The following is a 13,325-nucleotide window of genomic DNA, read 5'->3' as shown; positions in this document are numbered from 1 at the left end:
ATTTTCTTTTGCGCATTTATTGTATTTTTAATTAATATTACGATATGAAAAAAGAGCGCTCATTAAGCGCCCTTTTTTTGTGTATTCATTTGATAAGCAATGATGCTTTTGAATAAGCGTGGTGAAGTGATAAATAAAAATATAAGTAAAACGGTACATAGAATATAGGAACCAATCATTGTACTACCGTTAAATATTAAAGAATATAGGAAAGCCGATTGGCCTTTTGGTGCATATTGTCCCCAGAAAATGATACCAGCGATAAAGTGACAGAAGTAACGAGCTAGACTACCGATAAAAGTAGCGACGATAATGTATCCAATTACTTTCTTTCCTTGGTTTGGTTTTGATGAAGGTTTGTCTTTACGGCTACCTAAATTTGATTGTTCTTCGCTATTTTCATTTGACGCTAAAAGCGCCTTTTGAATTGGACGATAGAATAAACCAGCAAATCCAATGAATGCGAAAGCAACAAAGTATTCAATTAATACTTGAATTGGTGTGACGATAATGGCATCGCCTACGACAATTTGTAATAATCCCCAAATTAAGCCTCCTAAGAAAGCCATTTTGAAGCCCCAGCGGTATGCGATAATAAAAATAGGAATCATAGCAAATGAAATGGAACCGCCTGTTGCTGATATTTTGATTGAAAGTGGTAAAATGTCGATGACCAAGGCGAAGGCTGCAAGAATAGCAGATTCAATCATCGCTTGTAAATTGGTGTTACGCATGTTGTCTCCCCCTAAATCCAAGTTGTACAAAAAAGAATAGATATCATAGGAGGATACGAAATACGTAAATAAAAATGAGGTATGTATTTCGGACGTTTGCACAATCCCTGCGTTAGCATTAACTAACAGGTTCGAAGGGTCGGAACGAAGTGTTCCCTCTCAGCGGCATGGCTCCCCCAGTGATAACGAGATTCTTTATTTGCTATTGTTTATTGTAAGCGAAATGGATGAGAATGGCAAACAAATGCTGTATGACAATAATTGAAATAGAATTGTAGCGAAATGTTAATAAATATGAAGCAAAAGGGTATAGTACAAGAGAAATTGGGTGTGGTATAATTTTTTTGAAAATAATTATCATTCTCTTCTGAGGGGGAAGGTTATGAGCTTAGTAGATATTAAAATTGGAGAGAAAGTGTTAGTAAAAAGTATTCAGTCTTTAGATCAGCTATTAAAGCGTAGACTAGCTGCTTTCGGTCTTGCGGAAGGAAGCGAACTTCGCTTGAAACAGAAAGCGATGTTCAAAGGTCCTTGTACATTGGAGTGTCGTGGACAGTTAATTAGTATTCGTCATTGTGACGCGAAAATGATAAAGGTGGAATTAGCGTGAATAAGGTAGCTTTGCTAGGGAATCCGAATACAGGGAAGACATCATTATTTAATGCACTTACTGGTTCTTATGAATACGTAGGAAACTGGAGCGGTGTAACAGTAGAAAAAAAGGTTGGTAAATTAAAAGATAGACAAGGAACATTAATTGATTTACCAGGTGTGTATGATTTAAATCCAGTTTCACGTGATGAAGGTGTTGTAACAAACTTTCTATTAACAGAAGAATTTAATCATATGTTAAATATCGTAGATTCTTCGCAATTTGAGAGAAATATGCATTTAACGTTGCAATTACTTGAATTTGGTAAGCCGGTCTCAATTGGTTTAAATATGGTTGATGTGGCGAAGCAAAGAGGAATTGTCATTGATGTAAAACGATTATCAGAACTATTAGGTGTAACAGTCGTTCCTGTCGTTGCAAGAAGTGGAAAAGGTTGTGAAGAACTACTTGCGACTCTTAAAGAAAATGACAAAAAGGAGAAAAAGCCATTCCTTATTTCATATGGTGTACAAATGGATGAAGGAATTGGAGAAGTAATTGCTCTTTTAGAGACAGCGAATTATGAGCATCCGAGATGGTTAGCACTTCAATTTTTAAGCAATAACGAAGTAGTAGAAAAAGAAATGAAAGCATTACCAATTTATAAGGAACTCATAGCCATTCGATCTCGCTTAGAAGGAAAACTTGATTGTACGTTAGAAGAGCACATTTACAAAACTCGTGAAGCGTATATTGAAAAGTTAAAAACAAATGTTATGAAGCATGAGAAAGAAGGAAAAATTCCTTTTTCAGAAAAAATTGATAGATTAATTACACATAAAATTTTAGGACTTCCAATCTTTTTAGCAGTTATGTTTTTTATTTTTCAGGTTACGTTTACGTGGATTGGTACACCTTTATCGGATATGTTAGATGAGTTTTTTGGTGGTCAGCTTACGGATTGGGTGACGGCTGGACTTACAAGTATTGGAGCTTCTGATTTTATTCAAGCACTCGTTACAGAAGGTATTATTGCCGGTGTTGGTGCTGTATTAGTATTCGTACCACAAATCTTTGCACTATTCTTTTTCATTTCATTATTAGAAGACTCAGGATATATGGCGCGAATTGCAGTTGTTATGGATAGAATTATGGAGTTCTTTGGCTTAAACGGTAAAGCTTTTATTCCGATGATTATCGGTTTTGGATGTAACGTTCCAGGTATTATGGCAGCGAGAACGATTGAACAGGAGAAAGAGCGCTTACTTACAATTTTAGTAACACCGTTTATGTCTTGTTCAGCACGATTACCTGTATATGCATTATTTGCGGGCGTATTCTTCCCTAATAGTCAGGCGACTGTTGTATTTTCTTTATATGTCGCAGGTATTGTTCTGGCATTACTCGTTACAAAAATTATGTCTCTTACGATTTTGAAAGCAGAAAAATCTATTTTCGTAATTGAATTACCGCCTTACCGTGTGCCACAAGCGAAAACGTTATGGCTGAGCACGTGGGAGAAAGGAAAGGGATTTGTTCGTAAAGCTGGTACATTCATCTTTGGTGGTTCGGTTGTTATTTGGTTATTAAATTATGCAGGTCCATCAGGATTTGGCGTTGATATGGGAGATAGCTACTTAGCGATGATTGGTGGATTTATCGCACCATTATTTGCACCGCTCGGCTTTGGAACGTGGCAAGCTGCGGCATCCCTTTTAACAGGATTTTTAGCGAAAGAAGTTGTCGTTTCTACAATGGCAATTATTTATGCGGTTAAAGAAGATGTGCTTGGAAATGTAATGGGAGCACATTATACAGCATTATCAGCTTATGCATTTATGTTCTTTATTTTATTATATGTTCCGTGTTTAGCGACCGTAGCTGTTATTAAACGTGAAACAGGATCAGCGAAATGGACGATTTTCTCAGTCGTGTATCCACTCGTAGTTGCTTATGTATTAACGCTCATTATATACCAAGTTGGATCCCTACTCGGATTCTAGAAGGAGATGTATTGTGATGATGGTCAATATTATAATTGGAGCTATCATTTTTGGTTATGCAGCATATACGTTAGTTAATTTTGTAAAGAGAAGTAAAAAAGGAAAATGCGCGGCATGTTCTTTAAATAAGTCATGTCAGTCGCAAACTTGTAGCCCGGATATGGAGCAAATTGCTCATAATAAATAGAAAAAAGCTTTGCGAATGTCGCAAAGCTTTTTTGTTTTACTTTTTAATTTTTACAAGTTGAGAAGCTTCTACGCCTTTGTAACCAGGGAATTCTTTACTCGGGTCTTTATCAAATTTTAATACACCTACAGATTTTTCATCACCTTTTACATTGCTGTAAGTTGCGTCATCAACAATCGCATACATATCTGTATATGCACGGCCACTTCCGATAATTGTGTTGCCTTCATATTTTAATTTCGCTCCATCAAGTGTAGCATTTTCTACTTTCTCTTTTGCGAATAATACACCTTGTTCTGTTGTTACAGCTGGTAATTTATCAAGTGGTTTCGTGTTGTCTTTTTCATCAACTTTGCTAAGTAACTCTTTTTTCACTAGTTCTTCACCAGTTTTCTTATCCATTACAAGAACTTTTTTACCATCTAATGTTGTCATTTTCATTTTATAGAAGTCTTTTTCTTTCACTTCTTTTTTGTTTTTATCTGTAATTTGTTGAACTTGTTCTTCTGAGCCGTACAGTACAAAACCGTTCGCTTTCTCTCCTAATAAAGAACAACCTGATAATGCTCCAAATGAAATTGCTGCTGCTAATCCGATTCCTACTAATTTTTTCATGATGATTTCTCCTTTTATATGTTTTATAGTAAATACAATTTTTGTATTAGTGCTTACATGTGAAGAAGCTTGTTTGTTGCTTCTGGTATTAGTGTATAAGAAATATCGGAATGCAACTATCGAGTTAGCTTACAGTAACATTACACTTATGTAATTTAGTGAAATTGCACAAAAGTAAGTTAATTTCAAAGAGGGATAATGAGAATATATTAGAAATGCAATATTGTATATAGAATGTCATATTATAATGGATGTATTTTGGAAATAACATGTAAGGACATATTAGTTTTGTTATAATAAACACATAGGCTGTAAAAATGAATATTCTTTACTGTAAAGGGAGATTTTTCAGTTTTCCAAGTAGTGAATTTGAAATATGAGGTATATCATAGGAGGAATTTAAATGTCTGTATTTAAACGATTAAGAGATTTAACAATGTCAAATGTGTATTCGTTAATTGAAAAAGCGGAAGATCCAGTTAAGATGACTGATCAATATTTACGCGATATGCAAGCCGATGTACAAGAAGCAGAGAAAAGTGTAGCGGCTCAAATCGCGCTTGAGAAGAAATTCAAAATATTATTTGAAGAGCAAGAAGCACTTGTGAAAAAACGTGAAGAGCAAGCTCATATGGCTGTTCAAGCTAATAACTTAGATCTTGCGCGTCGTGCTCTTGAAGAAAAACAAAACGCAGAACAAAAGATGAATGAGTATAAAGCAAGCTACGAGCAAAACAAAGCTGCTGCTGATAATCTGCGCCTTAAGCTAGAAGAAATGCGCAAGCAATTAAATGAGCTGAAAAATAAACGTGAAACACTTGTAGCACGTGTAAATGCAGCGAAAGCACAGAAGAATATTAATCAGGCGATGTCTGGATTTGATTCAAATTCAGCAAAAGCTGGTTTAAGCCGTATGGAAGAGAAAGCTCTTCAATTAGAGGCTGAAGCGGAAGCAAGCGGTGAAGTTTATAAGAAAGAAAAGTCATTAGATGATGAATTCGCAAGCTTAAACAAAAATTCTGCTGTTGACGATGAATTAGCTCGTATTATGAAGCAGTATGAGAAATAATATAGAATAGAGACAAATGAACCGACATGTCTAAACAAATTCATGTCGGTTTTCTATTATATTTTTGAGGAGGTTTTGCAATGACATGGATGAATGTAGTTGCCATGCTTGTATGGACTGGAGCGAGTGCAGTACTTTTATTTGCAATTATGTGGGTTGATTCGATTTTTACAAAATACAATGATTTAAAAGAAATCAAAAATGGAAATACAGCTGTAACAACTCGTTTTATTATGAAATTATTTGCACAAGGGTACATTTTATCTCAATCGATAACGAAAGCAAATGATTTATGGCAAGCACTTCTTGCATCAGCAGTTTCTTTCGTTATTTTATTAGTGGTAGAAATGTTTATCGAATTCGTATTAAAGAAAATGTCTGGTCTTGATTTAGAAGAAGGTACGAAAGAAGGTAGCGTTGCACATGCGATGTTAGCCGGATCATTACATATTGTTGGTGCACTTATTTTAGGTGCTTGTTTATAAAGAGAAAAGGAGGGGTAGATCATGAGTTTATTTAAACGAATTAAAAATATAATGAAAAGCCCAGAGCCACCGAAGCCGGAAAAGAGTCTTTTAACGTTAGCTCCTGGTGATATGATTGAAGTTTCATTAGTCATGTACGAATTAACTGGGAAAACGAGTATGCATTCTCGCAAGGAAATTGTTTTAACACTGCAAGACGGGAAAGACATTCGTTATTTAAAAATTGAAGATCGTGAAAATACGTATTACAAATTATATACACCAATTGATGGTCGCTTAGATTCAATTGAGGAAATTCCGACGACAATTGAAATGGATGATACAGAGTACCATATGGAAGAACAATATAACGGACGTGTTGTTGTGATGGGGAAAACACCATTCTCAGCTTCAGAGGAACAGTACGTCTGGGAATTCCAATCAGATAATCGAAAATTATTGCGTATTGAATGGCAAAATGGTCGTACAATGATGTATGAGGGAGAAGCAATCATTCCTGCTGATGTACAAATTATAAGAGCAACGTAAGGGGGCGTAATCATGTCAAACCGATTGTTTACCATGATTAAATCGTTTGTGATCCCTATACTTGCTATCGTTACATTACTTGTTGTTGCTGGTTATGCCTTATCAGGTTGTCAAGGCGGGCAGACAAAGTCGATTCAAGACCGTTATCCGCTTGAGTCTGTCGCAAAGGAAGGTAAACAAGAATCTTACGTGTATAGGGCCGCCAATCGGTCAGTTCCTGAAGTCGCGAAGGAACTTATAGCCGAAAGGAAACCGAAACAAGCATCTAAAGAAGACGAAAATCAAATGTTTCTCGTTTATTCGGATAAAATGTATAACCTTCAAAAGGATAAAGAGAAACCATCTGATACGTTAATTGAAGTAAGTAATGAAGAATTTGTCCGTCAAAACTACCAACCGTCCTTCTTGCAAGGATATATTATGGGTAGCATATTAAACGATATATTCGGTTCACGAAAATCATCATATGGTGATTATCGAGGATATAATGACAGACAAAATCATAAACCAGTTATTCCAGAGAGACCACCTACGAAAGAAGAAAAGAAAACCCCACCTCCAATTACGAAGGAAGGGAAAGGGTCTATCATTAAGCGAGGCGATAATGTAGATTCGAAACCATCAGTAGGTGATAAGGGAAGTATTACTGAAAAAGGAAGTAATACGACGCCCCCACCTTCTACTGGAAGCAAGGGTAAAATTACAAAAACACCAGGTGGTTCAAGTGGATCAGATGTGAAGCCGAAATCATCTATTAAAACGCCGCCAAGAAATACATCTCCTCCGAAAACGAGGGTCGGTGGTTCAGGGAAAATTACGAAGAGAAGATAGTAGAGAGACCGAAAAGTGTAAGTTGCTTTTTGGTCTTTTTTCTTGTTATAGGAACTAATTCCTTTCGGGTGGTGCAATTTAGGCGTAAGAGGGGAGAGTAAAAATATATCAGCGATTATTAGAATATATCGACCACAACTCAAAATATATCAGCGATTATTGAAATATATCGACTTACCGACAAAAACTGACAACGATAGCAACTTAATAATAAAAAGAGGGTGTGCCAAAATGTTAGCACACCCTCTTTTTTCATAATGATTAATGAATATCACGTTTCTTGAAATTACCACCTTTTACTTCTGCTACATCATAAACGGTAATAAAGGCATTAGGATCGATTTCATTAATAAGTTCTTTCATTTTACTTTCTTCTAAACGGTTAATTACGCAAGAAATTTCTTTGAATTTCTCTCTTGAATAACCACCGTATACTTCGTTATATGTTGCACTTCTGCCTAAACGATCGCGAATGGTTTCTACCATCAATTCAGGCTCTTTTGTGATGATTTTAAATGCTTTCGAACCACTTAAACCAACTTCAACGATATGAATCACTTTCGAAGCGATAAAGTAAGCAATTGCCGAAAGGATAGCTCCTTGAAGACCGAATACCGTTGATACGAAAATAAATACGAACATGTTTAAGAATAAAATAAGGTCACTCGTTCCAAATGGTAACTTACGAGAAAGCAATACAGCAAGCATATCGATTCCATCTAATGCCCCACCGTTACGTAATGCTAGTCCCATACCAAAACCGATGATAATACCACCAACAACTGTAACTAATAATGTATCGCCTTCAATAATAGCTGGTATTCCGTGCATGACAACGGTACCTACTGCTAATGAAGCAATCCCGATAATAGAATAAATTGCAAAGCTTTTACCGATCTGCTTATATCCTAACCAAACGAAAGGAATGTTAATAACCGCGATTAGAGCTCCTAATGGCAATCCAAATAATCTTGAACTAACGATACTTAAACCAGTCACACCACCGTCTGATACGTTATTTGGAATTAATACTGCTTCTAATCCGTACGCTGTGATAAATGCCCCAATAATAATCATCAAAGCTTTCGAAGCAATTTTTAGCTTATTGGGCTTGTTTTTGATAATTTTCTCCATGTAATTTCCTCGTTTCAAACTAGTTTCTTGTTTGTTACATAATTCACACCTAAATTTTATTTTAACATTTAATTTGAAAAATTTCTCCTTTAATGGATGTATGCAGGGAATATTATGACCATATTATTATTTAAAATACAACAGTAGAAGATTAGAGAGTGGTCATAATTTTAATATGAAAAAGTAGAATGAATAGTATGGATATATACATTTGGGGCACTAACCTTAGGGAGGGGATTCTGTGGGATACTGTACGAAATGTGGAAATGAAACGAAAGAAGGCAATAAATTTTGCGGACAGTGCGGGGAGAGTCTTAGCTATAAAACGGTAGAGGGAAGTTTTCCAAATAGCAGTTCTAATAGTAGTATAGAAGTTTTTTCTTTAGTTGGTTTCATCACTGGATTAATATCTTGGTTTATAAACTTATGGGGGCTTATTGGTAGTGTAGCTATCGTATTTTCTATATTGGGTTTAAACAAAAAAGTGACAGGTACGAGTAAAACATTTGCTATTGTTGGATTGGTTTCTGGAATAATTAATGTGTTGTATGCTGTTATGTTACTTATTTAAATCTAATGAACTGAAAGATATAAAAAAGGCCCCCCTTGTATAAAGCATTCAGGGGACCTTTTATTTAATAGCTATTAAGAAACAATAAAACTAAGGGCTGTTAGGAATAAAGCGAAACCTAAAATAGTTCCACATATTTTCATATGGCGCTTACGTCCCATTACGACAATCGCAACATATTCACGGATCATTGCGTTAGGCCAATAATAAAATGCAGTTTTTGATCCGATCCCTTGGCTGTTAAGACCAGCTTGTCTTGCATATATACCAGCGCGGAAAAGGTGAAAATTATTTGTGGTAAAAATACTTTTATATTTACCTTCAGGCTTTAAAGAATCCATAATTTCTTTAGAGAACAACATGTTTTGATATGTGTTTACAGAGCGATTTTCTTGCACTGTATGTTCAATCGGAATGCCTTTTTCAACAGCGTAATTTTGCATTGCTTCTGCCTCAGGAAGTCCTTCATCTGGACCTTGACCGCCAGAGAAAATAATTGTTGGTGGTGTATTCACAGCAGCTTGTTTCCAATAAAAGTCGATAGCTTTATTAATTCGGCTTGCAAGTAAAGGTGGTACTTTATCATTAATTAAGCCGCTACCGAGAACGATAATGAAATCTTGATTACGTCTTGGTCTGTTGAATTGGTATAAAAAATATGCGCTTAAGAAGTTAGATAAATGCACAAAGAAATACATAGTTATAAGAGAGATAGCAGCAAAGATAAATTGAAAATGCTCTGAGAATAAATTTGCTGGATTTATGATAGGGAGCATTATAAAGAATAAAATCCCTAAAGCAGCAATTAAAGTTAAAGAGTTTGTGAAGCGTCTTCCTTCACGTTGCATTAAAATTTTTGCATTAAGAAAGAGTCCAAACATTAAAGCGACTATAGCAAAAGGAATCATTACAAGTAGTGCTAGCATGGGGATGATAACGATAAAATGTAAATCGTTATTACCAGACTCAAATGAGGCTATAGCGCAAAATAATAGAAATGAACAGATAAAGGCATTAAATAAAAAGCCGTTTATTATTTTTCGCGGATCTTTTAAATAGGAAATAAGAAAAATAATAAATAGTATAAGAGGAATAATTCCGAAATACATCATAAATATAGTACACCTCAATTTGTATAAGAATTTGACATACCTTTTATATTACATGATTTTATAAGTAAAAATGAAAGAAAAAATGATTTTGAATTTTCTCAATAAAATATATAGATACGTATGTTACAATATATTCAAAGCGATATATTAAAAGTAAAATGGTTGAAAAGGCACTCAGTAGAGTGCTTTTTCTTTTTGTATGCAATTGTGCATATTATATTTTTTTTCAAATGAAGAGGATTACAATATAAGTTGTAGACAGACTTTATAAAGCAGAATTTCATACAAACATTTCCCTCTACTTTTTGTATCTAACAATCGTATAACAATAAATAATTCTGTTTTATAGTGTCTGTTTTTGAAAGGTGGCTTCTTTGAAGGCACCTTTTTTTTATTAGTATAGATAGTTTTCACTGTTAGCATAGTGTAAACTATCTATACTAAACATTAGCAATCTTCCGTATAAATATTATCAATTTACTATATATTCCAGTGGTGTTAACCTACATATGAAAGGCTTTCTTTTTCAAAATATTACCCCTAATAAAATTTTGAAGAAGTCAACTGTCTCCAAACTTGTCTTTATGCTTAAAGAAAAAGCACTCAAATTGAGTGCTTTTTCTTATTGAAACATGCTATTTTTCTAGGCGATTTTCATAAAATAAAAGTAAAGAAATGAAAGTGGGTGACAAAATGCCGGCAGTTGTGGAAGGTGTTATTATTGAAAACTGCAATGGAACAATTAATGTAGGTGACAAATATAACGTACAGCCGATTGAAAAGACGAAGGCTTATAATGGATCGGGATCATCAAATACAGGAATGAAAGTACAAACGTTTAGCGGGATTAGTACAGCTGATGTATGGGATAATGATGCGAATGATCAGGGGATACAGTTTACTTTATAGTACAGTATGTAAAATTGCATAAAATGATGAAGTTGCCCTATGATACAATCTAGCTGTGAGCTGTTAATGATTCTTCTATAGTGTAGTTGTTAGATTAGAAATATAACATCTTATCGAAAATCATACGTACAAAAAAAGACACTTCAAACGAAGTGTCTTTTTTATTTTAGTGATATCCTTTAGCAGAGTCTTTATGAATTTTATTTTTAAAAATACTGTAGCTCCAAAGCTGATATCCAATAACGATTGGTACCATGACCATTGCTACGAAGAACATAATTTTTAAGTTTAATTGACTACCAGCTGCGTTGTATAACGTTGTACTGTATGCATCGTTAATACGGGATGGTAACATTCTTGGGAACATACCTGCAAAGCCAGTTGTCATAAACATTGCGATTGTTAGACAAACGAATGTGAATGCAAGGCCGATTTTATGTTTGTACACCATAATAAGTGCGAGTACACTCATTAGCATTGCAAGTACTGGAAGAATGAATAGTACCGGATATTCCGTAAAGTTTTGGAATAAGTTTGTCCGATTAGCAGTTGCTACATAGAAGATAGCTAAAATAATAGCTGCAGCCATTGAAAATGGTCTTGCGATTTTATAAGCACGGTCGGATACTTCACCAGTCGTTTTAATCATGACCCAAAGGGCACCGGATACGACAAATATAGCAGTGAAGAACAACCCTCCTAAAATACCGTAATGGTTTAGTAAGCTAAGTAAATTTCCTTCATAACCATTTTTTCCGATTTGTAGTCCGTAATAAAGATTAGCGAACGTAACACCGAATAGGAAAGCAATTAAAAAACTGCCAATTGCAAATGCCCATTTACAAGTTTTTTGCCAAATCGGTGAATCATCTTTATGCATGAATTCCAGTCCAGCGGCACGCGCAAACAGTGCAAGTAATACTAAGAATAACGGTGTATATAGATAACTAAACATATTTGCATATGTGACTGGGAAGGCAGCAAATGTTGCGCCACCAGCTGTAATTAACCACACTTCATTACCGCCCCAGAATGGGCCAATTGCTTCTTGTAATTGATTTCGTTCTTGTCGATCTTTCGTAACGAAAGGAAAGATCATTCCGTTACCAAGTGCATACCCGTCAAGAATGAAGTAAACTGTCCAAATCACGCCCCATAAACCAAACCAGATGATTGCAAGCATATCATGAGACATGGGCCACACCTCCCTCAGTAGCAGGTTCTTCTAATGCTGCAGGTCCTTTTTTCGCGAACTTCAGCATTAAGTAGACGTCTGCGATTAAAAGTAAAGTGTAGAACAAAATTAAACTAATTAATGAGAACCAAATTTGCGGGACAGATATAGGTGATACAGATTCTGCTGTACGCATTAGTTTATATACTGTCCAAGGTTGGCGACCTACTTCAGCGACAATCCATCCTGCGTTAATCGCGATATAAGGAAGTAAGACAGACCATATTGTAATTTTTAAATAACGTTTTGAGTTTTCTAGTTTTCCTTTTCGGTTTAAATAGAAGCCATACCAAGTTAATGCCATAAAGAACATACCAAGTGCAACCATTAAGCGGAAGCTATAATACACGAGGTTAACATTTGGACGTTCATCTTTCGGAATATCTTTTAAACCAACAATTTCGCCATCAAATGAGTTTGTATAGAAGAAGCTTCCGAGTTTTGGAATCGTAAGGAATTCAAAGTTTTTCTCATTTTTTACATCAGGAATTTGAACAATTGAGAAGCCTTGTCCTTTTCCAGTTTCCCAAACTGCTTCCATCGCAGCTCCTTTTGCTGGTTGATATTTAGCTGCTGATACACCAGATTGATGTCCCATAAACGGTGTAATTGTTGCGGCGAATAAGCCTAACATTAAACCAAACTTAAATGATTTTTTGAAGAATTCCACTTCATTTTTACGTAATAAGTGATAGGCACTAATTGCCATAACGAAGAAAGCACCTACGATATAACAACCAACTACAGTATGGAAGAACATATTCCAAGCATATGGATTTGTAACGAGTGCCCAGAAATCATTTAATTCAGCGCGGCCATTACGTACTACGTAGCCAACAGGGTTTTGCATAAATCCGTTTGCTGTAATAATCCAAAGTGCGGAAATGTTTGTTCCAAGTGCAACCATCCACATACAGAAGGCACGGAACTTTGGTGAAATTTTGTCTTTACCGAATAACCATATTCCCATGAAAGTAGATTCTAAGAAGAAGGCAACGAGTGCTTCGATTGCGAGAGGTGATCCGAAAATATCTCCCATATATTTGGAGTACTCAGACCAGTTCGTTCCAAATTGGAATTCCATCGTAATCCCAGTTATAATCCCCATTACGAAGTTAATTGTAAATAATTTACCCCAGAAATTTGCCATTTTACGGTATGTTGGATTCAATGTGCGGGCGTATTGAGTTTCCATACATGCTACTAAAATGACAAGTCCGATTGTCAAAGGTACAAATAAAAAGTGATAAAAAATAGTAATTGCAAATTGAAAACGACTCAGTAACAGAACGTCGGACATAATAAATATTCACTCCTTTTT

Annotated in this window: 15 protein-coding genes and 1 riboswitch; of the genes, 9 read left to right on the top strand and 6 right to left on the bottom strand. The window is 35.3% G+C overall.

Annotated elements, in window-relative coordinates:
* Positions 1 to 62: 62 nt before the first annotated feature.
* Complete coding sequence (locus MHH27_RS25010) at positions 63 to 734, bottom strand: energy-coupled thiamine transporter ThiT (protein ID WP_340944470.1); 672 nt, start codon at positions 732 to 734, stop codon at positions 63 to 65.
* 86 nt (positions 735 to 820) lie between these two features.
* Positions 821 to 922, bottom strand: a riboswitch (TPP riboswitch).
* A 194-nt stretch (positions 923 to 1,116) separates the two neighbouring features.
* On the opposite strand from MHH27_RS25010, the gene MHH27_RS25005 reads away from it, so the two are divergent.
* Genes MHH27_RS25005 through MHH27_RS24995 form a run of 3 tightly spaced genes read left to right on the top strand, consistent with a single transcriptional unit; the run spans position 1,117 to position 3,516 of the window.
* Positions 1,117 to 1,344 (top strand): FeoA family protein, encoded by a 228-nt coding sequence (locus tag MHH27_RS25005; RefSeq protein WP_000060512.1) that lies wholly within the window; start codon positions 1,117 to 1,119, stop codon positions 1,342 to 1,344.
* Positions 1,341 to 3,329 carry a ferrous iron transport protein B gene (gene feoB / locus MHH27_RS25000; RefSeq protein ID WP_053563489.1) on the top strand — a complete coding sequence of 663 codons (1,989 nt, stop codon included), beginning with the start codon at positions 1,341 to 1,343 and terminating at the stop codon, positions 3,327 to 3,329. The genes MHH27_RS25005 and feoB overlap by 4 nt, the downstream gene beginning before the upstream one ends.
* A gap of 16 nt (positions 3,330 to 3,345) precedes the next feature.
* The gene (locus MHH27_RS24995) at positions 3,346 to 3,516 is read left to right on the top strand and encodes a FeoB-associated Cys-rich membrane protein (RefSeq protein ID WP_000989598.1); all 171 of its coding nucleotides are present in this window, start codon (positions 3,346 to 3,348) and stop codon (positions 3,514 to 3,516) included.
* A gap of 36 nt (positions 3,517 to 3,552) precedes the next feature.
* On the opposite strand, the gene MHH27_RS24990 is transcribed toward MHH27_RS24995, so the two are convergent.
* Complete coding sequence (locus MHH27_RS24990) at positions 3,553 to 4,131, bottom strand: lipoprotein BA_5634 family protein (RefSeq protein WP_048565089.1); 579 nt, start codon at positions 4,129 to 4,131, stop codon at positions 3,553 to 3,555.
* Between the two features lie 403 nt (positions 4,132 to 4,534).
* Between MHH27_RS24990 and MHH27_RS24985 the strand changes: the two genes are divergently transcribed.
* The 4 genes from MHH27_RS24985 to MHH27_RS24970 all read left to right on the top strand — a co-directional run bounded on the left by MHH27_RS24985 (position 4,535) and on the right by MHH27_RS24970 (position 7,044).
* Positions 4,535 to 5,200: a PspA/IM30 family protein gene (locus MHH27_RS24985; RefSeq protein ID WP_000110280.1), complete on the top strand. Its 666-nt coding sequence runs from the start codon at positions 4,535 to 4,537 to the stop codon at positions 5,198 to 5,200.
* Positions 5,201 to 5,280: 80 nt separating this feature from the next.
* The gene (locus MHH27_RS24980; protein WP_000220087.1) at positions 5,281 to 5,685 is read left to right on the top strand and encodes a DUF350 domain-containing protein; all 405 of its coding nucleotides are present in this window, start codon (positions 5,281 to 5,283) and stop codon (positions 5,683 to 5,685) included.
* A 21-nt stretch (positions 5,686 to 5,706) separates the two neighbouring features.
* Positions 5,707 to 6,213, top strand: coding sequence for a DUF4178 domain-containing protein (locus MHH27_RS24975; RefSeq protein WP_000051755.1), 507 nt, complete (start codon positions 5,707 to 5,709; stop codon positions 6,211 to 6,213).
* A gap of 12 nt (positions 6,214 to 6,225) precedes the next feature.
* Positions 6,226 to 7,044: a DUF4247 domain-containing protein gene (locus tag MHH27_RS24970; RefSeq protein WP_065229475.1), complete on the top strand. Its 819-nt coding sequence runs from the start codon at positions 6,226 to 6,228 to the stop codon at positions 7,042 to 7,044.
* A gap of 261 nt (positions 7,045 to 7,305) precedes the next feature.
* Here MHH27_RS24970 and MHH27_RS24965 read toward each other — a convergent pair whose 3' ends face one another.
* Positions 7,306 to 8,178 carry a YitT family protein gene (locus MHH27_RS24965; RefSeq protein ID WP_090976813.1) on the bottom strand — a complete coding sequence of 291 codons (873 nt, stop codon included), beginning with the start codon at positions 8,176 to 8,178 and terminating at the stop codon, positions 7,306 to 7,308.
* 241 nt (positions 8,179 to 8,419) lie between these two features.
* On the opposite strand from MHH27_RS24965, the gene MHH27_RS24960 reads away from it, so the two are divergent.
* A complete protein-coding gene (locus tag MHH27_RS24960; protein WP_053563494.1) occupies positions 8,420 to 8,749 on the top strand; it encodes a zinc ribbon domain-containing protein in 330 nt (109 codons plus the stop codon).
* A gap of 74 nt (positions 8,750 to 8,823) precedes the next feature.
* On the opposite strand, the gene MHH27_RS24955 is transcribed toward MHH27_RS24960, so the two are convergent.
* Entirely contained in the window at positions 8,824 to 9,858 is a 1,035-nt protein-coding gene (locus tag MHH27_RS24955; protein WP_042969141.1) for a YdcF family protein, read from the bottom strand.
* Positions 9,859 to 10,536: 678 nt separating this feature from the next.
* Between MHH27_RS24955 and MHH27_RS24950 the strand changes: the two genes are divergently transcribed.
* Positions 10,537 to 10,770, top strand: a complete 234-nt coding sequence (locus MHH27_RS24950; RefSeq protein ID WP_002001299.1) for a spore germination protein — start codon at positions 10,537 to 10,539, stop codon at positions 10,768 to 10,770.
* 166 nt (positions 10,771 to 10,936) lie between these two features.
* Here the strand turns inward: MHH27_RS24950 and cydB are convergent, their stop codons facing one another.
* Positions 10,937 to 11,965, bottom strand: coding sequence for a cytochrome d ubiquinol oxidase subunit II (gene cydB, locus MHH27_RS24945; RefSeq protein WP_000017662.1), 1,029 nt, complete (start codon positions 11,963 to 11,965; stop codon positions 10,937 to 10,939).
* The gene (cydA, locus tag MHH27_RS24940; RefSeq protein WP_001286188.1) at positions 11,955 to 13,304 is read right to left on the bottom strand and encodes a cytochrome ubiquinol oxidase subunit I; all 1,350 of its coding nucleotides are present in this window, start codon (positions 13,302 to 13,304) and stop codon (positions 11,955 to 11,957) included. The genes cydB and cydA overlap by 11 nt, the downstream gene beginning before the upstream one ends.
* Positions 13,305 to 13,325 lie beyond the last annotated feature (21 nt).

Origin of the sequence: Bacillus sp. FSL L8-0152, from assembly GCF_038006365.1 — a bacterium.
GTDB lineage: Bacteria > Bacillota > Bacilli > Bacillales > Bacillaceae_G > Bacillus_A > Bacillus_A cereus.
This window is presented reverse-complemented; position numbering and strand designations above follow the sequence as displayed.

What these genes read in the sequence shown, in the direction of transcription:
- MHH27_RS24975 (WP_000051755.1), top strand. Translation starts at nt 5,707, where the DNA reads ATGAGTTTATTTAAACGAATTAAAAATATAATGAAAAGCCCAGAGCCA.
- MHH27_RS24985 (WP_000110280.1), top strand. Translation starts at nt 4,535, where the DNA reads ATGTCTGTATTTAAACGATTAAGAGATTTAACAATGTCAAATGTGTAT.
- MHH27_RS24950 (WP_002001299.1), top strand. Translation starts at nt 10,537, where the DNA reads ATGAAAGTGGGTGACAAAATGCCGGCAGTTGTGGAAGGTGTTATTATT.
- MHH27_RS24990 (WP_048565089.1), bottom strand. Translation starts at nt 4,131, where the DNA reads ATGAAAAAATTAGTAGGAATCGGATTAGCAGCAGCAATTTCATTTGGA.
- MHH27_RS25010 (WP_340944470.1), bottom strand. Translation starts at nt 734, where the DNA reads ATGCGTAACACCAATTTACAAGCGATGATTGAATCTGCTATTCTTGCA.
- MHH27_RS24955 (WP_042969141.1), bottom strand. Translation starts at nt 9,858, where the DNA reads ATGTATTTCGGAATTATTCCTCTTATACTATTTATTATTTTTCTTATT.
- MHH27_RS24970 (WP_065229475.1), top strand. Translation starts at nt 6,226, where the DNA reads ATGTCAAACCGATTGTTTACCATGATTAAATCGTTTGTGATCCCTATA.
- MHH27_RS24980 (WP_000220087.1), top strand. Translation starts at nt 5,281, where the DNA reads ATGACATGGATGAATGTAGTTGCCATGCTTGTATGGACTGGAGCGAGT.
- cydA (WP_001286188.1), bottom strand. Translation starts at nt 13,304, where the DNA reads ATGTCCGACGTTCTGTTACTGAGTCGTTTTCAATTTGCAATTACTATT.
- MHH27_RS24965 (WP_090976813.1), bottom strand. Translation starts at nt 8,178, where the DNA reads ATGGAGAAAATTATCAAAAACAAGCCCAATAAGCTAAAAATTGCTTCG.
- MHH27_RS25005 (WP_000060512.1), top strand. Translation starts at nt 1,117, where the DNA reads ATGAGCTTAGTAGATATTAAAATTGGAGAGAAAGTGTTAGTAAAAAGT.
- MHH27_RS24995 (WP_000989598.1), top strand. Translation starts at nt 3,346, where the DNA reads ATGATGGTCAATATTATAATTGGAGCTATCATTTTTGGTTATGCAGCA.
- cydB (WP_000017662.1), bottom strand. Translation starts at nt 11,965, where the DNA reads ATGTCTCATGATATGCTTGCAATCATCTGGTTTGGTTTATGGGGCGTG.